Source organism: Myxococcus guangdongensis, from assembly GCF_024198255.1.
Taxonomy (GTDB): Bacteria; Myxococcota; Myxococcia; order Myxococcales; family Myxococcaceae; genus Myxococcus; species Myxococcus guangdongensis.
In genome coordinates this window covers 1,140,874-1,158,519 of sequence record NZ_JAJVKW010000001.1, presented here as the reverse complement: position 1 = coordinate 1,158,519, position 17,646 = coordinate 1,140,874, and the positions used below count along the sequence as shown (strand labels likewise).

At 69.6% G+C, this 17,646-nt stretch carries 16 protein-coding genes; 10 read left to right on the top strand and 6 right to left on the bottom strand.

All coding sequences use genetic code 11. From position 1 onward, the window contains the following. Window positions 1-11 precede the first annotated feature (11 nt). Complete coding sequence (locus tag LXT21_RS04720) at window positions 12-1,769, top strand: ATP-binding protein (RefSeq protein WP_254036877.1); 1,758 nt, start codon at window positions 12-14, stop codon at window positions 1,767-1,769. Window positions 1,770-1,776: 7 nt separating this feature from the next. Here the strand turns inward: LXT21_RS04720 and LXT21_RS04715 are convergent, their stop codons facing one another. From LXT21_RS04715 to LXT21_RS04700, 4 genes are all read right to left on the bottom strand, one after another. Further along, window positions 1,777-3,012, bottom strand: coding sequence for a L,D-transpeptidase family protein (locus LXT21_RS04715; protein ID WP_254036876.1), 1,236 nt, complete (start codon window positions 3,010-3,012; stop codon window positions 1,777-1,779). 288 nt (window positions 3,013-3,300) lie between these two features. Then, a complete protein-coding gene (locus LXT21_RS04710; RefSeq protein ID WP_254036875.1) occupies window positions 3,301-5,550 on the bottom strand; it encodes a LysM peptidoglycan-binding domain-containing protein in 2,250 nt (749 codons plus the stop codon). A 210-nt stretch (window positions 5,551-5,760) separates the two neighbouring features. Continuing rightward, entirely contained in the window at window positions 5,761-7,359 is a 1,599-nt protein-coding gene (locus LXT21_RS04705; RefSeq protein ID WP_254036874.1) for a cytochrome c family protein, read from the bottom strand. 5 nt (window positions 7,360-7,364) lie between these two features. Continuing rightward, entirely contained in the window at window positions 7,365-7,748 is a 384-nt protein-coding gene (locus tag LXT21_RS04700; protein ID WP_141332373.1) for a response regulator, read from the bottom strand. A gap of 172 nt (window positions 7,749-7,920) precedes the next feature. On the opposite strand from LXT21_RS04700, the gene LXT21_RS04695 reads away from it, so the two are divergent. The 6 genes from LXT21_RS04695 to LXT21_RS04670 all read left to right on the top strand — a co-directional run bounded on the left by LXT21_RS04695 (window position 7,921) and on the right by LXT21_RS04670 (window position 13,863). Beyond that, window positions 7,921-9,567, top strand: coding sequence for a mechanosensitive ion channel family protein (locus tag LXT21_RS04695; protein WP_254036873.1), 1,647 nt, complete (start codon window positions 7,921-7,923; stop codon window positions 9,565-9,567). Window positions 9,568-9,686: 119 nt separating this feature from the next. After that, window positions 9,687-10,289 (top strand): hypothetical protein, encoded by a 603-nt coding sequence (locus LXT21_RS04690; protein ID WP_254036872.1) that lies wholly within the window; start codon window positions 9,687-9,689, stop codon window positions 10,287-10,289. Window positions 10,290-10,305: 16 nt separating this feature from the next. Continuing rightward, complete coding sequence (locus tag LXT21_RS04685; RefSeq protein ID WP_254036871.1) at window positions 10,306-11,136, top strand: hypothetical protein; 831 nt, start codon at window positions 10,306-10,308, stop codon at window positions 11,134-11,136. Window positions 11,137-11,149: 13 nt separating this feature from the next. Continuing rightward, on the top strand, window positions 11,150-11,758 hold the full coding sequence (gene lpoB, locus LXT21_RS04680) for a penicillin-binding protein activator LpoB (RefSeq protein WP_046715575.1): 609 nt from the start codon (window positions 11,150-11,152) through the stop codon (window positions 11,756-11,758). A 46-nt stretch (window positions 11,759-11,804) separates the two neighbouring features. Further along, window positions 11,805-13,058 carry a COG3014 family protein gene (locus tag LXT21_RS04675; protein ID WP_254036870.1) on the top strand — a complete coding sequence of 418 codons (1,254 nt, stop codon included), beginning with the start codon at window positions 11,805-11,807 and terminating at the stop codon, window positions 13,056-13,058. Between the two features lie 31 nt (window positions 13,059-13,089). Continuing rightward, window positions 13,090-13,863, top strand: a complete 774-nt coding sequence (locus LXT21_RS04670; protein ID WP_046715574.1) for a ZIP family metal transporter — start codon at window positions 13,090-13,092, stop codon at window positions 13,861-13,863. A 73-nt stretch (window positions 13,864-13,936) separates the two neighbouring features. Here LXT21_RS04670 and LXT21_RS04665 read toward each other — a convergent pair whose 3' ends face one another. After that, window positions 13,937-14,320, bottom strand: a complete 384-nt coding sequence (locus tag LXT21_RS04665; protein ID WP_254036869.1) for a response regulator — start codon at window positions 14,318-14,320, stop codon at window positions 13,937-13,939. A 348-nt stretch (window positions 14,321-14,668) separates the two neighbouring features. Here LXT21_RS04665 and LXT21_RS04660 point away from each other — a divergent pair, with 348 nt between their 5' ends. The 3 genes from LXT21_RS04660 to LXT21_RS04650 all read left to right on the top strand — a co-directional run bounded on the left by LXT21_RS04660 (window position 14,669) and on the right by LXT21_RS04650 (window position 17,129). After that, entirely contained in the window at window positions 14,669-15,106 is a 438-nt protein-coding gene (locus LXT21_RS04660; RefSeq protein ID WP_254036868.1) for a CBS domain-containing protein, read from the top strand. Window positions 15,107-15,125: 19 nt separating this feature from the next. Continuing rightward, the gene (locus LXT21_RS04655) at window positions 15,126-16,205 is read left to right on the top strand and encodes a lysylphosphatidylglycerol synthase transmembrane domain-containing protein (RefSeq protein WP_254036867.1); all 1,080 of its coding nucleotides are present in this window, start codon (window positions 15,126-15,128) and stop codon (window positions 16,203-16,205) included. Window positions 16,206-16,280: 75 nt separating this feature from the next. Then, window positions 16,281-17,129, top strand: coding sequence for a class I SAM-dependent methyltransferase (locus tag LXT21_RS04650; protein ID WP_254036866.1), 849 nt, complete (start codon window positions 16,281-16,283; stop codon window positions 17,127-17,129). A 20-nt stretch (window positions 17,130-17,149) separates the two neighbouring features. Here LXT21_RS04650 and LXT21_RS04645 read toward each other — a convergent pair whose 3' ends face one another. Then, the gene (locus tag LXT21_RS04645; protein ID WP_254036865.1) at window positions 17,150-17,620 is read right to left on the bottom strand and encodes a hypothetical protein; all 471 of its coding nucleotides are present in this window, start codon (window positions 17,618-17,620) and stop codon (window positions 17,150-17,152) included. Window positions 17,621-17,646: the final 26 nt, after the last annotated feature.

Here is a 17,646-nt window from a genome sequence, read left to right as displayed (position 1 = left end):
GGCGTGTGTCCGTGAGCAAGGTACGCAAGGTCCACAAGGAAGATCCGCTGGCGGACCTCCCCCGCTGGGCGCAGCAGCTTGCGCGCAAGTACTACACGAAGACGGTGAGCACCTTCCTGCTCTACGGAGCGGTGAGGGACCTGCAGCCGCTCAAGATGGAGGACGAGTCGCTGGGCTTCGGCACGCTCAAGACGTTCCTCTCCGAGGAGCTCTTCGGCGGACGAGACCATGTCCTCTTCTATGACCGCTCGTCGGGCATCCGCTCGGCCACGCCGGAGACGCAGAAGGACCTGGCGCGGACGATGTCCGGGTACGACGCGATGTACGGCACGGACTACGCCAAGGTCATGCCGAGAGACCCGGGTCGTGCGCTCCAGATATTGGAGAACTTCCTGCGGATGCGGCTGAGCGAGGGGCGCTCGCTGGCGCTCATCATCGACTTCGCCGAGACGCTGGTGCCGGGCGGCGAGATTTCGCACCTGTCCTCCGAGGACCGCTTCGTGCTGGCCACGCTGGACAAGTGGGCGCACGACCCGCAGTTCCTCGCGGGTGACGTGTCCGTGGTGCTGCTCGCGGAGAACCTGGCGGACATCGCGCCGCGCATCTCCCGCAACCCGTACGTCGCGCCCATCGAGCTGCCGCTGCCCACCGAGGAGGAGCGGCTGGAGTACGTGCGCTACAAGCTGGAGGGCAAGCGGCTGCAGTCGCTGTCCGACGTGCCGCTCGCGGGCCTGGCGAAGATGACGGCGGGCCTGTCCCGCATCAACCTGGACCGGGTGCTCACCGAGGCGCTGGAGCGCGAGGTGCGCATCACCTCGGAGCTCCTCAAGGAGAAGAAGAAGGAGATCATCCAGGCGGAGTGCCACGGCCTCTTGGAGTTCATCGAGCCGGCGCACACGCTGGACGCGGTGGCGGGCCACGCCAAGGCGAAGCAGATGCTGCGGCAGGCGGCCTCGGCGCTGAAGAAGGGGCGCCTGGAGGTCATGCCCATGGGCTACCTGCTGTCAGGCCCCGTGGGCACGGGCAAGACGTTCATGGTGAGCTGCTTCGCCGGGGAGATTGGAATCCCGGTGGTGAAGTTCCTGAACTTCCGCAGCCAGTGGCAGGGCGTCACCGAGGCGAACCTGGAGAAGATCTTCAACCTGCTCAAGGCCCTGTGGCCGGTGGCGGTGATGATCGATGAGGCGGACACGTTCCTGGGCAACCGCGACTCGGGCGGGGACTCGGGGACGAGCAGCCGCGTGTTCGGCTCGATTGCCTCCTTCATGGGCAACACGCAGTACCGCGGCAAAATCGTCTGGTTCCTGATGACGGCGCGGCCGGACCTGCTGCCCATCGACCTGAAGCGGCAGGGGCGCGCGGAGGAGCACCTGGCGCTCTTCTATCCGCAGACGGACGCGGAGCGCGACGAGCTGTTCCAGGCCATGTCCAAGAAGACGGGCGTGTCCGTGGAGGGCATCGAGTCCTACTCCAAGCTGATTCCGGAGGGTGTGCGCGCCTTCAGCGGCGCGGACATCGAGGCCGTGATGGTGCGCTCGAAGTTCCGCGCGCTGGCGGAAGGGCGCGAGGCCGTGTCCAAGGAGGACCTGGTCGCGGTGCTCGCGGACTTCGTGCCGCCCAGCTACCCGCTGGAAATCGAGCTGCAGAACCTGGTGGCGGTGCAGGAGTGCACCAGTCGCGAGCTGCTCCCGGAGGTTTACCGCGCGGTGGACCGCGACCTCATCACCCGTCGGGTGCGTGAGCTCAAGGCGCTGCTCGAGCAGGGGTAGCGGCTCGTCAGGAGACCGGCACCGGGGCGACGGCGCCCAGGTGCGGGTCGTTCACGTGCTCCACGATGGCCACGCGGTCCCCCGCGGACAGCGCGTCGTGGAGCACGATGATGGCCTCGTTCGAGTGACGGATGCAGCCGTGGGACACGTCCATGCCGAGCAGGGCGGGGGCGTTGGTGCCATGCAGCTCCTCGGCGGAGTGGCGTCCGTCCGCCCACGACAGGTCCAGGATGCGCGTGCCGAAGACGTGCTTGTCGTTCCAGAGGCGCGCCCCGGCGGCCTCGGCGGCGGCCTGGTCCAGACGTGAGCGGACGACCTTGAGGCCCGCGCGCGTGGGCGTGGCCTGCGTGCCCGAGGCGTTCGGGAAGATGTCCACCAGCCGCCCTTCGGCGTCGTAGAGGAACGTGCGGTGCTCGCGCAGCGCGACGATGACGCGCACGGGTTGGCCCTCGTAGACGGCGGGAGGAATCCCGCGCGACTGTCCTCGAGCACCGGGCGCGGGTGCCAGCGAGTCGAGCGCCTTGAGCGTGGCCGCGTCGAGCGCGCCCGTCACCTTGACGCCTGGAAGCGTGCGGCTGGCGTGCACCTGGAAGTTGCGCAGCGCGCGGACCGTCTGGGGGCCGAACTGACCGTCCGCGCCGCCGTGCACGGCGAAGCCCATCTCCAGCAGCGCGCTCTGCACCGCGCGGATGCCCTCACCACGTGAGCCTGGGCCGAGCACTTCCTGTCCCGAGGCCACGGGCGACAGCTGCACGGCGTGGGTGAAGCGGGCGTTGCCGAGCGGGGAGGGGGCGGGCGTCCACGTGGAGATGCCCCACCCGCCCACCGCGCCCGCGTGTGGAGCGGCGTCTCGTGAGGGAGCCTGCGTCGAGACTCCTGGGTTCATGGCGCTGAAGCCAGCCTCGGACACGCGCGAAGCGCGGGCCCCCGCGTCGGCCGGGCTCGTGGACAGCGAGAGTGTGGAGCTCGGCTCGAGTGACGCCAGGGGCATCGCGTCCGCAAGGCTCGCGGAGAGCGGGAGCGTGTGGCTCGGCTCGCGTGACGCACGGGCCTTCGCGTCCACCGGGCTCGCGGACAGCGGAAGCGCGGTTCGTGACTCGACGGAGGCGACTGTTCGCGGGTGGGCATCTGGCTCGCCGACGCCCGCCGCGCGCGTGTGGCCGCCGAACCACGGGGTGGCGCGGGTGACCGGGTCCGACGGGAGGCCCTGGCGTGAAGTGGACCCGGAGAGGTCGACGCGCATGGCGCCGGCCCGCACCGTGGTGTCTTCGATGGGAGACGTCCCGATTCCGTGGGAGGGCCGTCTCGTTACCGGGATACTGGAGACCTGCCGTGGCGCTGGCTCCACGATGTTGCCGGAGGCCCGGGGAAGGTGTGTCCCGAGGCTACTCGGAGCGAGGAGCGGGTCCGCGTCGGGCGGGAAGGGATGGGTGAGCGCGCCGTTCCGCGAAATGGGCGAAGTCATGCGCCCACCCGATGCAATTCACTCGCCCGGCGCCCTCGTGTCCGAAAGGCACCGGTGTGAAGGTGCTCACGGCGCGCTCAGCGAGAGGACCTTTCCGGTGGGGATGGTGCGGTGGTCCTTGATGTTGTTCCACCGCATGATGTCCTGGACGCTGACGCCGTAGCGCTGCGCGACGGACCAGAGCGTCTCGCCCTCGGCCAGCGCGTGCACCTTGCCGCCGCTCACGGGCTTGCCCGCGTTCGACGCGACCTGCTTGGCCACCACGACGGTGCCCGCGCGCTCCTGCACCTGGGCCGTGCCCTGGGGCCACACGTAGACGAGCGAGCCCACCTGCAGTGTCGGGTTGCGCCGGCGCAGGTTGTTCCACTTCTTCAACTCATCCACCGACACGTTGAACTTGGTGGCGATGACCCAGAGGCTGTCGCCGGACTGCACGCCGTACGTCACGCGCGTGCGGCCGTTGAGCGTCTCCGTCTTCACGGGGCCCGCGGCCACGGGGCCCTTGGGCGTGCCGGCGGGCACCTCGTCCTCGGGGCGGTGCGCCACGACGCCGCTGCGGCGGGCCTGGGCCACCTTGCTCGCGATGGCGCCGCCCGTCGTTCCGGCGGCCTTGCTCGCGGGGATGGGGATGACCAGGTCCGCGCCGAGCTTCAGCGTCCGCGCGCTCTTGAGCCGGTTCATCTGGAGGATGGCCTCGGAGGCCGTGCCGTAGCGCTCCGCGATTTGCGACAGCGTGTCGCCGCGCTTCACCTTGTGCACGCGGAAGGTCAGCCGCTCCGCGGGGGAGATGCGCTTGAACCCCTCGACGAACTGGGGGCCCGCGCCCTTGGGCAGCCGCAGCTTGTAGGGGTGCTTCGTGCTCGCGGGCGGCGTGCACCAGCGCTTGAGCTCCGGGTTCAGGTCCTGCACGTCCTGGATGTTCACGCCCGCCGCGCGGGCCACCACGTCCAGGTCCGTGGCGTCGGTGAGGTCCACCTCGTCGAACTCGAGGGGCCGCTCGTAGTCGAACTCCTCGTCGGAGAAGCCGAACGCGGACGGGTTCTTCGCGACGAGCGCGGCGGCGATGAGCTTGGGCACGTAGTGCTTGGTCTCCTTCGCCAGGCCCTTCTCCTCGGAGAGCGCCCAGAAGTCGCGCGTGCCGTGGCGGTCAATCATGCGCCGCACGCGGCCGGAGCCCGTGTTGTAGCCGGCCCAGGCCAGGTACCAGTGGCCCAGCTCCCGGTAGAGGTCCTTCAAGTAGGTGGCGGCGGCGTGGGTCGCCTTGAGGGGGTCCCTGCGCTCGTCCACCCAGAAGTCCTGCTTGAGGCCGTACTGCTTGCCGGTGCTGGAGATGAACTGCCAGGGGCCGGAGGCGTGCGCCCACGAGTAGGCGTGCGCGGAGAAGCCACTCTCGATCATCGCCAGGTACACGGTGTCGAGCGGCATGCCGTGCTTCTCGAGGATGGGCTGCATCACCGGCAGGTAGCGCGCGGAGCGGGACATCCACTTGCGGAACCAGCGACGCCCGGGCCCCTGGAAGAACTGGATGTACTGCGCGACGAGCGGCTGCATCTCCACCGGGATGTCGTAGCGGTCCTGGATGCTGCGGACATCGAACGTGGCCAGGTTGGTGATGAGCGGGAGCTGCTCGGGGGAGTCGTCCTCGCGGAAGGTGGGCTCCTCGAGCGCGTCCAGCATGCGCATGCGCAGCGGATTGGCGAGGCCCAGGCGCCGCAGCGACTGCATCACCTCCGCGCTCGGCTTCGCGGTGGGGTCCAGCGTCACGCTCTCCAGCGCGCGCATCTCCTCCAGCTCCGCGGACTCGGACTCGACCACCTCGCGCGTGGCCTCCGGCTCCTCGTCCTCTTCATCGGGAGCACCCGCGACCGCACGTGCCTCATCGGCTTCGTCATCGTCCGGCGCGGCATCGGTCGCGGGGGCCACCGGCTCCTGCTTGCTCGCCGTGGGGGCCACGCCCATGCTCGCGGTGCCTTCGACCTTCGTGCCCTTCGCGACCGTCGTCGCGGAGGCCGCGCCCGTAGGAGTCGAGGAGCCCTCGACCTTCGTGCCCTTCGCCACGGTCGTCGCTGAAGTCGAGCCTGTGGACGGCGAGGCGCCCTCGGCCTTCGTTCCCTTCGCTAAGTCCGCCGTGCCCGCGCGCGACGGCTCGGCTGCCGGTCCGGTGGGGCGCGTGGCCGTGCCGGTGTCTGGCATGCTCGGCTGCGCGGCGGGAGCAACGGTGTTGTCCGTCGAGGGCGCGGGCTTCAGCTCAGCCGAGGCGGGCGCCGGCGTCTCGCTCGCGGCGAGCACGCGCATGCCGGCGGGAGGCGGCGGCATGGGTGGCGGCACTCCCTGCGAGGCGGGGAGCGAGGCCAGGTTCAGCACGAGAAGGCAGAAGGGCAGCATGCGTTCGCAAGAAGGGTGCGCCCAGAAGCAGGCGAAGCCCCAAGTATTCGCCCTTTTTCTTGACAGTCAAACAACGAGTCGCCCGGTATGGCGAATGAACCACCCACCGTGGGTGCGGCCCGCCAGGCAGACGCTCGGGGTTTACGGCTTCGCGGGTTTCCGCTCGTCCGCCGGCTTGTCGGGTGACGCGGCGTCCGAGGGCTTCCCGTGGCCCGGTCCCAGGATTCGCGGCAGGTACGTCGCGAAGTCGAAGTGGGGCGAGTTCTCCGGGTTGTGGCAGGTGACGCAGAGCGCTTCACCGGGTGACGCGATGATGTTGTCCGCGCTCGGCTCGTCGGCGTGCACGGAGCCCGGACCATGGCAGCTCTCGCAGCCCACGTCCTCGCGCCCGGCCACCTTGTCCAACCGGCACACGCCACCCGGCTGCTCCCAGCCCGTCACGTGACAGCCCACGCAGTTGAGGTGGTGCTGCTTGCCCACCTCCTCCAGCGTCTCCCACGCGTGGTGGTGCTTGGACTTCTCCCAGATGGGGAAGCTCTCCTCGTGGCACGAGCGGCACGGCTCATTGCCGACGAACCCCGCCTGTCCCTTCGCGGGAACGGGGCAGTCCTGGCCATGCTCCTTCGCCCACGCGAGGTTCAGCTTGCCCACCTCCGAGTCGTAGCGCGCCACCAGCGCCTGCGCGTCCGGCAGCGAAGGCAGCCCCGACTCCAGCGGCACGAAGCGCACCGTGAAGCCATTGACGTCGGGTGACGCGGCGGGCGGCGCCGACACCAGGGCCTGCTTGCGCGCCACCAGCTCGTCGCGCTTGGCCTGCTTGAGCGCCTTGAGCTTCGGGTCGATGCCCGGGAGGTTGATCTCCTTGTCCAACAGCGCCGTGCGCTGCTCCAGCGCGGCCACCTCGCGCTCCAGGTCGGCCTGTCCCTTCTGGAGCGAGAAGCGCCCGGGCGCCTTCGCGTAGCTCAGGTCCACGCGCACCAGCGAGCGCCCCTTGCTCTGCGGCGCGACGACGGGGACGGTGGCCTTCACCAGCCGGTTCTGCTCGCCGCTCAGCTCCGAGGCGGAGCGGGTGGCCACCAACACGTCCACCGCGAGCCCCGGCAGCTCCGCCGCCTGCTGCGCCTCCTCCAACGGCGCGTCCAACAACCCCAGCACGAAGTCCGCGCCGTCCGAGCGGGCCTTCGCGCTCGCCACCACCAGCTGCTCCGGCGAGTCCGCCGCCACCACGCCCACCTTGCGAGGGCCCGCGGGCAACAGCTTCACCGTGCCATCCGCCAGCTCGGGCAAACCCAATCCCTGTCGGAAGGCCGCGCCGCGCGTGTCATCCAACGGGCCGGTGGCGCGCACCGACAGCCCCATCATCCGCATGGCGTCCGCGAGCGCCTTCGCCTTCAGCTCCTCCTGCGGCACCTGGCCGGGCTTGAGCGTCTTCTCCCCGAAGAGGCTGTTGCCCCCATCCACGTACAGCACGGGCAGCGCGCCCTGGCGGGCCTCGCTCACCTGGAAGGCCGCGCGGGCGATGCCACCGCGCATGTTCTCGCTGCAGCCGCACGGGCCCAGATAGCCCTGGGTGTCCGCGGAGACGAAGAGGATGGCGCCCGCTGTGGAGGACGCGGCGGCTGTCGGGGACGAGCCCGCCTCGGGGGGGTCGGCCGGGCGGGGGGAGGGGTCCGTGCGCCTGCAGCCTCCGAGCACCAGCACCAGGCCCCAGAGGGCGGCGACCAGGACGGGGCGCGGCATGCGAATCACCAGAGGATGCTCTGCACCAGCTCGTCGATCTTCTCGCCCATGGCCTCCAGCCCGTTCTCCTTGGAGAGGAAGCCGTCGGCGCCCACCTGCTCGGCCAGCTTGGACAGCTCCACGTCCGGGAGGCTGGAGAACAGGACGATGGGGATGTCCTGGGTGCCGTACTCGTTCTTGAGGGTGCGACAGATGTCGGTGCCCTTGGCCTCGGGCATGTGGATGTCCGTGAGGATGAGGTCCGGGCGCCACGCCTGGAGCGTCTTCTCGAACTCCATCAGCGTGGAGGTGGCGACGACCTCGTAGCCGCGCGCCTCCAGCACGGCCTTCTCCATGGCGAGCGTGATTTCGCTGTCGTCAATCAGGAGGATTCTTCGCTTCTCGGACACGTCGACCTTCCTTGGGCGCCGTTTCTATCCTACCCCCAGCCGGCGCACCAACGCCTTTCCCACGGGGTGAGAGGGGGTGGTGTCCCCGGCGTCCCCCTTGGCGCCCCTCCGCCGGGCGGCCGGGCCCCGACTTCTTCCGGCAACGGGGCCGAAAAGGAGTAAGGAAGACCGCATGATGCACACAGACGGCAGGGCCTGGATGGCCCTCCTCGTGATGGGGGTCGTCCTGGGGGCGCTGCCCTCCCAGGCGCTCAATTCGGGCCTCCCGCCGCCCGCGGCGCCGATGGACCGCCAGACGCCCCATGCCACGGCGCAGGGCTTCCTGTCCGCCGCGCACCGGGGGGACTACGCCACCGCGGCGCACTACCTGGACCTGGACTTCATCCCCAAGGCCCAGCAGCCCGAGCGCGGCGCCCAACTGGCGCGCCGGCTCAAGTTCGTGCTGGACCGCAAGCTCGCCATCGACCTGTCGGCGCTCTCCAAGGCCCCCGAGGGCGACCCGGCCGATGCTCGCTTCGACCAGGTGGGCACCATCCCCCTGGAGGGCGCCAACGTGAGCGTCCGGCTCCAGCGCGTGACGCAGGACGGCGCGCTGCTCTGGGTCTTCAGCGAGTCCACCGTCCGGCTGGTGGACCCCCTCTTCGAGGCGTACGGCCCCCGGGTGGCGGAGTGGCTGCCGCCGTTCTTCTTCTCCGGCACGGTGCTGGGGCTGGAGCCGTGGCAGTGGCTGGGCCTCCTGGTGGTGCTGCTGGGCTCGGTGGGGCTGGCGCTGCTCCTGGAGAAGGTGTCGCTGGCGTTCGGCCTGCGGCTCGCGCGCTGGACGAGCATCGAGCTGGATGACCAGCTGGTGGCGGCGGGGAAGGGGCCCTTGCGGCTGCCGTTCTTCGCGGTGCTCCTGGCGGTGGGCACGTCCTTCCTGCTGCTGCCGCGCCCCACGCAGACGCTGTTCAACCGGGTGAGCTACTCGCTCATCATCGTCGCGGTGGCGTGGTTCATCCTGCGCTTCCTGCGGGTGTTCGCGGACTTCATCCAGAACCGGGTCAATTCCGAGAGCCGCGACCCCGCCCGGGCGCGCTCGCTGCGCACCCAGTTCGCCGTGCTGCGCGCCGTCTTCGAGGCGGCGACGTACGTGGTGGCCGCGGCCCTGCTGCTGATGCAGTTCGAGGTGGTGCGCAACGTCGGCGTGTCGCTGCTCGCCTCGGCCGGAATCGCCGGCATCGTGATTGGTCTGGCGGCGCAGAAGTCCATCGCCACGCTGCTCGCGGGCATCCAGCTGTCCATCACCCAGCCGGTGCGCATCGGCGACCAGGTGGTGGTGGAGACCGAGTTCGGCACCGTGGAGGAAATCACCCTCACCTACGTGGTGCTGCGCGTCTGGGACCAGCGCCGCATGGTCATCCCCATCACCTACTTCCTGGACAAGCCCTTCCAGAACTGGAGCAAGGTCAGCCCCGAGCTGCTCGGCGCCGTCACCCTCCAGGTGGACTACTCCACGGACGTGGACGCGCTGCGCGGGGAGCTCAAGCGCATCCTCGACAACGAGGCCAAGGCCATCTGGGACGGCCGGGTGCAGACCGTCGTGGTGCTGGAGGCCCAGGACCGCACGCTGACCATCCGCGCGCTCGTCAGCGCCGCCAACCCGGACAAGCTCTTCGAGCTGCGTGCCCTGGTCCGCGAGAAGCTGGTCATCTTCCTGAGGAACCACCCCCAGTGGCTGCCCTTCACCCGCACCGAGTCCCGGCAGGCCCCCACCGTGCAGGCCGACCCCCAGCCGGACGCTCCCCAGGACGCCACCCCTCCGGGGCCTCGCGCTTCCTGAGAGAACAGGCCTGGGCCAAGGTGCGCTTGCCAGCCCGGGCGGTGTTTTGAATATTGGCGGGGGCCGGACCGTCGGACGCAGTGGAATTTTCGCACCTACCGCATGTGGGAGTCTTCGAGATGAAGCGTCATTCCAGGTTGTGCGGAGCCCTCCTGTCGCTGGCCATGGCGGCGCCGTTGACCGCGGCCGCGCAGGAACGGGGCCGCACGGATGGGCCCGAGGAATCCGAATATGGCAAGGGCGGCTATTCGGGTTCGAGCAGCACGGGCGTGTCGTTCCAGCTCGAGTGGGGCGCGGCCGTCAACGCCGAGGAGCCTCCCCGCAACGCGCCCGAAGGCCCCCCGCTCTATGTCGGCGCCACGGTGTCGTGGTGGGGCGCGGACTGGTTCGCGCTGGACGCCAACGTCACGTACGTCTTCGACGGCGGCCGCACCAACGTCATGGTGGGCCCGCGCTTCCGCAGCTGGGGCTGGCCGCTGGTGTTCTCGCTGGGCCTGAAGGCGGGCGCCATCTACACGCCCGACTACGTCGACACCACGTACCAGGACGTCCGGGGCAATAAGGAGGAGCTGCACTTCGGCATCTCGCCCCAGGTGGGCGCGGAGGTGCTCATGGGCTCGCGCGACCGGGTGTCGCTCGGGTTGTTCTACACTCCGGACATTCCCATCGGCGGTGGCGGCGTGACGCACCGGTTGGGCATGGCCGTGGGTTATCGCTTCTAGAGGGGGAGGTCCCGACATGATTGCCCAAGTCCTCGCGGCGACCCTGGCGCTGGCGGCAAGCCAGTCACCCGTCAGCCTGTCCACGGCGAATGGAAGCCCTCAAATCGCCCTGCCGTTCCCCGAAGGGAACGTGCAGACCTACAACATCATCCAGTGGGACCCGAACAACCTGCCGCGCATCTACGAGCGCTCGGACCAGCTGCCCCTGACGGACGAGGAGCTGACCAAGCTGTCCCAGGCGGGCTTCGAGCCGGCGGACCTGGTGAAGATGATTGAAGAGCGCCGCTGCGCGTGTGACGCCAGCGCGGACGGGCTCATCAAGCTGAAGAAGGCGGGCGTGGACAAGAAGGTGCTGGCGGCGGTGTCCCGCCACGGCATCACGCCCAACCGGGAGCTGGAGCTGCTCATCACCCTGGACTTCACGGGTGAGAGCCGCGTGGCGCGCGAGGCGTTCCTCTACTTCTTCGTGGAGGATGGGGACCTCACCCGCGTCTTCACGGCGAACATCTCGGAGCTGCTGCAGCGCAGGAACCGCCACGAGACGAACGTGGACCGCAGCGACATCCTGGTGGCGCGCACCGTGCGCCGGGTGCAGCTGGCCGGCCGCGTGCCCCTGAAGACGTACGGCAAGCACTCGGTGATGGTGGCCGCCAGCGCCAGCCCCACGCTCACCCACCCCTCCCAGCTCAACGCGCAGGAGCGCTCGAAGGCGCAGACGTACAGCTTCGACTATCCGCGCGCCTCGCTGATGAGCCAGTGTCGCCTGACGGCCGGCTACCGTCGCGACGCGGTGCTCGCCTACAAGTGGAACTTCGAAGGCAGCCGCTTCGAATGCGAATGGAACTAGGAGTCACCTCACCATGAAGATTCATCGCCTGCTGTTGTCTGCCTGCCTCGTCGCCTCGCTCGCCGCGTGTGGTGGCCCGCGCGCCTTCACGCGTGGCACGTACGAGGACCCGAACGAAATCGAGATGCTGTCGGACCAGTTCAACGAGAACGACCTGCAGCTCATCGCCAAGAAGATGGCGGAGTCGCTGGCCTCCTCGCCGCGCTTCTCCACGCCCCGGCCGGATGGCTCGCTGCCCATCGTCCTCGTGGGCAAGCTGAAGAACAGCACCTCCGAGCACATCGACATGCGCTCGCTGGGTGACAAGATTCAGACGGCGCTCGCGCAGACGGGCCGCTTCGCCATGGTGGACCAGGCCGCGCGCCAGGACATCGCGGAGGAGTACGAGTACCAGCAGTCCGGCTACGTGAATCCGAACGCGGCGAAGGGCCCCGGGCAGCAGGTGTCCGTGGACTTCCTGATGTCGGGGGACCTGGCCTCCATCATCCAGGAGGTCGGCCGCGACAAGCTCGTGTACTACAAGATGACGGCCAAGCTCAGCAACGTGCGCACCGGCCTCATCGAGTGGACGGACGAGAAGCAGATCCGCAAGAAGTTCGAGAAGCGCGGCGTGAGCTGGTAGCTCCGCCGACGGTGGCCGCCGGCTCGTGGTGAAGGCTCGACTGCTCATGACTCCTCTCCACCACCCTCCGGCGCGCCCCCGTGGCTGGGGCGCGCTCGCGCTGGTGAGCGTGCTCCTGTTGTCCGGCTGCGCGGGGGACTACGTGTCCCGCACGCGCGGCGTCCGCATGTCCTATCAATCGGGGCACTACAACGAGGCCCTGTCGGAGCTGGACGCCGTCGCCCGGGACGGCTCATCGAAGGACACGCTGCTCATCCTGTTGGACAAGGGGATGGTGCTGCACTCGGCCCGCAAGTGGGCGGAGAGCAACAAGGTCCTGGAGGAGGCGGAGAAGCTCAGCGCGCAGCTCGACGCCGTCTCCGTCAGCGAGGAGGCCGGGGCGCTGGTGACCAACGAGCGGCAGCGCGCCTACCGCGGCGAGGACTTCGAGAAGCTGATGATCTCCGTCGTCCAGGCGCTCAACTACGCGGAGCTGGGCGACGACGAGGCGGCCATGGTGGAGGTGCGTCAGGTCAACGAGCGCCTCCAGAAGATGGTCGTCGAGGAGAAGAAGCCGTACCAGCAGCTCGCCATCGCCCGCTACCTGGGCGGCGTCATCCGCGAGGACCAGCGCGACTGGGACGCGGCGTACATCGACTACGCGAAGGCGTACGAGCTGGAGCCGCGCGTGGGCGAGCTCGCGGAGCCGCTCCTCCGACTGGCGAAGTACACCGGCAGGGACCAGCTCTACGAGGAGCTGAAGGCGAAGTACCCGAACGTCGAGCACCCTCCGCTGGCGCGTGACGAGGCTCAAATCGTCGTCGTCGTGGAGGCCGGGCTGTCGCCGGAGAAGCAGCCCGCGTCGCGCGACGTCAACGGCGGCAATCTCATCGAGGTGCCCGTCTACCGCGACCGCGGCGGCGCGCCGCAGGTGGGCGTGACGGTGGGCGAGCAGCGCGTCAGCGCCGTCACGGTGACGTCCATGGCGGACGTGGCGCGGCTGCACCTGGACACGCGCATCGGCGGGATGCTGGCGAAGCAGATTGCCGGCGTGGCCGTGAAGGCGGGACTGGCGGCGGGCCTGGGCGCGGCGACCAAGAGCGAGGAGCTGGGCGCGCTGGCGTTCCTCATCCTCAATGCCGGCAACGCGGCGGACCTGCGTTCCTGGCTTTCCCTGCCTGCGGAGTTCCAGGTGGCGCGCTTCCGGGTGCCAGCGGGGAGCCACGTGGTGCGGGTGGAGGGGGGCGGCAGGGTGTCGGAGCACACGGTGGACGTGAAGCCGGGACGGGTGGGGTTGTTGGTGGTGAGGCGCTACTACTGACGTGACGGATTTGTTGTAGGGTGCGCGCCCCATGTCGGTCCTGGCCACGGTGGCCCTCTACTCACTCATCGTCGTCATCGGCGCGCTGTTGGGCGCGCTGGTGGTGCTGTGGAACCAGAAGCAGACGCAGCTGGTCCGCTTCCTGGCGTTCGCCGCCGGGGTGATGCTGGGCGCGGCGTTCTTCCACATGCTCCCGGAGGCGTACGAGGGCGGAGGCTGGTGGGCCTTCGCGCTGGTGCCCGGGGGCTTCGTCTTCTTGCTGGTGCTGGAGCGCTACCTGGTGGCGCACGCGGGGGAGGACCTGCCCGGCGACCACATGTCCGGCCACGGGCGTCACACGGAGCCCGGTCAGGTGCTGGGGCTCACGGCGTTCCTCGGCCTGTCCACGCACACGTTGTTCGACGGAATCGCGTTGGGCTCGGCGGTGGAGGAGGGCGTGGGGTTGATGGCGCTCATCGCGATTGTGGCGCACAAGGTGCCCTCGGCGTTGTCGCTCGCGTCCATCCTGAAGACGGAGGGTCGCTCGAAGGGCTCCATCCTCCTGCTCTCCACGCTGTACGGGCTGATGGTGCCCGCCGGCGCGCTCATCTACTTCGGCTTCGATGCGGTGCTGCGCTTCGAGAGCATGGCGCCCAAGGCGCTCGCGTTCTCCGCGGGCACGTTCCTGTACATCGCCGTGTCGGACCTGCTGCCGCACGTGCACCGCCACGGCAAGGACCAGCCGGGCCGCAACGTGTTGGCGCTCTTCGTGGGCCTGGCGCTCATGTTCGCGCTGGCGCGGCTGGTGGGCCACCCGGCGCACTGAAGCCCTCGAGCCCTCCTGTCGTCGAGGGGGCCCGAGGGGTGCGTCGCACGGGGGCTCGAGGCGGAGTGGACGCTCACGCCGCCGCCGCCGGCATCGTGGGCACCAGCGTGCGCGGGGTCAGGCACCGGGTGATGCAGGCGAGCAGCTCCGTGAGGTCCCCGGACTTCCGCAGGAAGACGTCGCCCGAGAGGCTCGCGAGCCGCTCCATGCTGCTGTGGACGATGCGCGGGACGTGGCGCAGCGTCTCATCGGCGCGCAGGTGCCGGCACAGCTCCAGGCCGTTCATCCCCGGCATCGACACGTCCGTGAGGATGAGGTCCGGGGGGAATGCCTGCGCGAGCGCGAGGGCCATCTCACCGTCGCGGACCGAGGCCACCTCCCAGCCCTGACCCCGGAGGGCCTCGGTGTAGATTTCGAGAAGGGTGGAGTCATCGTCGACGAGAAGGATGAGAGCCATTGCAAGTGTCTCCAGCAGAGGCGGCCGAGCCGCTGTTCCACTGTCCTGGTGACGGGCCGGGGGCGCGCTGAATTCAAGGGGAGGCCGTGAGCTCACGACCCTGGAGGTGTGTGATGCCTTTGGCGCATGTGGCAACGGCGTGAGCGCCTGGTGAGCGACCTGCCGGCCGCTCGCGGCAAGCCCTTGGATTTCGGGCGATGGCTCGGGGCGTGAGGCAGCGCCGGCCCCTGTCTGTCTGTCTGCCCTGTCGCTGCGCGAACCGGGGCGCGGGCGCACCCTCGGGAGGAGTCGGTCCGAGCGGCGCGGGGTGCGCGGGAGCTCGTGGTCCGACGAGGAGGCGGACGCGTCATGCTCACCGTGGGCGACCTGATGACCCGGGATGTCGTCACGCTGGAAGAGACCGATGACCTGGTCCGCGTGGATGACTTGTTGAAGCTCCATCACATCCGTCACCTGCCCGTGGTGCGCGAGGGCCGGCTGGTGGGGCTGGTGAGCCATCGCGACCTCATCCGCGCGCTGTCGCGTCAGCTCGCGGCGCCCCACCCCGAGCCCATCTCGGTCTCCCGCCTGATGTCGCGCGACGTGGAGATGGTGCGGCCGGACCTGCCGGTGCGAGAGGCCATCTACAAGCTGCTGGACCAGCGCTTCGGCTGTCTGCCCGTGGTGGACCGCGAGCGTCGGCTGGTGGGCATCATCACCGAGGCGGACTTCATGCGCATGGCCGCGCGGCTGCTGACGGCCGCGGAGGCCCGTCGAGGCGACGCGACGGAGGCCGCCGCTCACTAGGGCGGGCCGGTGCGCGCGCATGCACGGGGCCTCTTCGGCGACGGAAGACGACCGCTCCGCGCGCGGCCCATCGGAGCGGGCTTCGCGGCGGCACGGCGTGTGGGGCTGGTTGCCGGGAGTGGTGCTGCTGGGCGCCTTCACGGCGTTCGTGGTGCTGCGCTTCGGGGAGGAGAAGCAGTTCGCCCAGATGCTCCAGCGCGCGCGGCCGGAGTGGCTGCTGGTGGGCGTGGTGCTCCAGTTCTTCTCATACCTGACGATGGCGGGATGCTGGCGCGTGGTGCTGGAGGTGGAGGGCGTGAAGGCCCCCTGGCTGCGCACCGCGGGCCTGGCCTTGATGAAGCTCTCGTTCGACCAGCTCGTGCCCACCGCGGGCATCGGCGGCTCGGTGGTGGTGATGAAGGGGCTCCAGCGGGAGGGCGCGCCGCCCCGGGTGGCCACGGGCGCGCTGCTGGTCGACATGGTGTCCTTCTACCTGGCGCACGCCGTGGCCGTGGCCGCGTCCATCTTCATCCTCTGGTATCGCGCGGCGCTGCACTCGGCCATCCTCGGACTGGCCACGGCGTTCGCGGCGCTCGCGTGCGCGGTGCCGTTCGCCATCCTCTGGCTGACGCGGCACGGAGGCTGGCAGCCGCCGCGGTGGGCGCGCCGCATCCCGGGGCTCACGGCGCTGCTCGAGTCCATCTCCCAGGTCTCGCCCTCGCTGGTGCGAGACACCTGGTTGCTGGTCCGCGCGAGCGCGCTCCAGCTCGCGACCTTCGCGCTGGATGCGCTCACGTTGTCGTGCATGTTCCAGGCGGTGGGGCACCCGGTGGACTTCGCCGCCGTGTTCGCCGCGTTCATGCTGGCCACGCTGGTGATGACCCTGAGCATCATCCCCGGAGGCGTGGGCACGTTCGAGGCCACGGCGGTGGGCACGCTGTCGTCGCTGGGTGTGCCGGTGGAGGTGGCGCTCACGGCGGTGATGTTGCTGCGTGGATACACGCTGTGGCTGCCGCTGCCGCTGGGCATGGTGCTCCTGCGCCGGATGTTCGGGGTGCGCCTGCGCGAGGCGATGTCGGAGCGCTCGTCGCTGGGGGCACCGGAGCAGGAGCCCGCGTGAGGCCGAGGCACGCTTTGACTTGGCTTTCGCGCCGGGGGACCGGAGGATGCGCGCGCCCGAGCGGGCACGCCTCCCATGGAAAAACGCACCGACTGGTATGAGCACCCCGAGTATTACGAAGCCATCTTCGGCACCGACACCGTGCGCGAGGTGGACTTCCTCCAGGCGCTGAGCGAACGGCACGGCACGGGGGGCAAGCAGTGGTTGGAGCCCGCGTGTGGCGCCGGTCGCCTGGTGGCCGAGGCCACGAGCCGGGGACTGAAGGTCGCCGGTTACGACATCTCCGAGGCGATGCTCGCACATGCGCGCAAGCGGCTGACGCCCGCGCGTCGCCGTCAGGTGAAGCTCTCCGTGTCGCGCATGGAGGAGTTCTTCGAGCCCTCGCTGGAGGGCAAGGTGGACGTCGCGCACAACCTGGTCTCCACCTTCCGCTACCTGGACAGCGAGGCGGCGGCGCTGGCGCACCTGAAGGGGACGCGGCGGCTGCTCAAGCCCCAGGGGCTCTATGTGCTGGGCTTCCACCTCACCGACTACGCGCGGACCTCGGCCGAGCACGAGCGCTGGCTGGGGACGGTGGGCAAGGACAAGGTCGTCTGCAACACGAACGAGGGCCTGCCGGACCGGCGCGCGCGCCGCTCCCCCATGCGCAACCGGCTGCGCGTCACGGGGCCAGGGAAGGACTGGCTCATCGAGACGACCTGGTTCTTCCGGACGTACGACGCGGCGCAGGCGAACCGGTTGTTCCGCACCGCGGGCCTGCGCGTGGTGGAGGCGTATGACTTCGACTACGACCTCAGCGCGCCCGTCGAGCGTGGCAGCCGACGGTTGGACCGGGTCTTCGTCCTGCAGCCGGCGCCCTCGTCGACGGTGGAAGTGAAGGCGCCCTCGAGTCGCAAGCGCGCCACCGCCTCGAAGAAGAAGTAACGCACGCGCGTGCGTCAGCGCTACAGCGGACGGAGCGGGCAGTCCGCTCCGCAGGGCTCCTTCTTGTAGTCGAGGAGGAGCCCTCCGTCGTCGCAGCGCTTGCAGCCCTCGGCGTCGCAGTCGGGGCAGTCCACTGCGTCGAAGCCGTGCTTGTCCTTCAGGTGCTCGAGGACCTCGATGCTCATGTCCTTCGATGAGCCCTCGCCCGACACGATGTAGGTCGCGACAATCTGCGCCTCACCGTCGCCGCTCAACAGCGCGCGCACCTTCTGGAGGCCCACGTAGACGAGCCACAGCACCAGCATGACGCCGTACACGTGGAACATGCGCGGAGGCTCCGCTGGGAGCTCGATGTGGATTCCGAAGAGCTCGATGGAGCTGCGCCAGAAGAGGCCGACGACAAGGCCGACGACACCGGCCAGGATGAGCGGCAGCCACTTCAAGAGCAGACCGGACGACCGTGGAGATTCATTCTCCGGCGTCGTGTTCATGTGGTGCTTCCCCCAGGGCATTCGCG

What these genes read in the sequence shown, in the direction of transcription:
- LXT21_RS04650 (WP_254036866.1), top strand. Translation starts at nt 16,281, where the DNA reads ATGGAAAAACGCACCGACTGGTATGAGCACCCCGAGTATTACGAAGCC.
- LXT21_RS04710 (WP_254036875.1), bottom strand. Translation starts at nt 5,550, where the DNA reads ATGCCGCCGCCTCCCGCCGGCATGCGCGTGCTCGCCGCGAGCGAGACG.
- LXT21_RS04690 (WP_254036872.1), top strand. Translation starts at nt 9,687, where the DNA reads ATGAAGCGTCATTCCAGGTTGTGCGGAGCCCTCCTGTCGCTGGCCATG.
- LXT21_RS04715 (WP_254036876.1), bottom strand. Translation starts at nt 3,012, where the DNA reads ATGCGCGTCGACCTCTCCGGGTCCACTTCACGCCAGGGCCTCCCGTCG.
- lpoB (WP_046715575.1), top strand. Translation starts at nt 11,150, where the DNA reads ATGAAGATTCATCGCCTGCTGTTGTCTGCCTGCCTCGTCGCCTCGCTC.
- LXT21_RS04655 (WP_254036867.1), top strand. Translation starts at nt 15,126, where the DNA reads ATGCACGGGGCCTCTTCGGCGACGGAAGACGACCGCTCCGCGCGCGGC.
- LXT21_RS04675 (WP_254036870.1), top strand. Translation starts at nt 11,805, where the DNA reads ATGACTCCTCTCCACCACCCTCCGGCGCGCCCCCGTGGCTGGGGCGCG.
- LXT21_RS04705 (WP_254036874.1), bottom strand. Translation starts at nt 7,359, where the DNA reads ATGCCGCGCCCCGTCCTGGTCGCCGCCCTCTGGGGCCTGGTGCTGGTG.
- LXT21_RS04645 (WP_254036865.1), bottom strand. Translation starts at nt 17,620, where the DNA reads ATGAACACGACGCCGGAGAATGAATCTCCACGGTCGTCCGGTCTGCTC.
- LXT21_RS04670 (WP_046715574.1), top strand. Translation starts at nt 13,090, where the DNA reads ATGTCGGTCCTGGCCACGGTGGCCCTCTACTCACTCATCGTCGTCATC.
- LXT21_RS04665 (WP_254036869.1), bottom strand. Translation starts at nt 14,320, where the DNA reads ATGGCTCTCATCCTTCTCGTCGACGATGACTCCACCCTTCTCGAAATC.
- LXT21_RS04695 (WP_254036873.1), top strand. Translation starts at nt 7,921, where the DNA reads ATGATGCACACAGACGGCAGGGCCTGGATGGCCCTCCTCGTGATGGGG.
- LXT21_RS04685 (WP_254036871.1), top strand. Translation starts at nt 10,306, where the DNA reads ATGATTGCCCAAGTCCTCGCGGCGACCCTGGCGCTGGCGGCAAGCCAG.
- LXT21_RS04660 (WP_254036868.1), top strand. Translation starts at nt 14,669, where the DNA reads ATGCTCACCGTGGGCGACCTGATGACCCGGGATGTCGTCACGCTGGAA.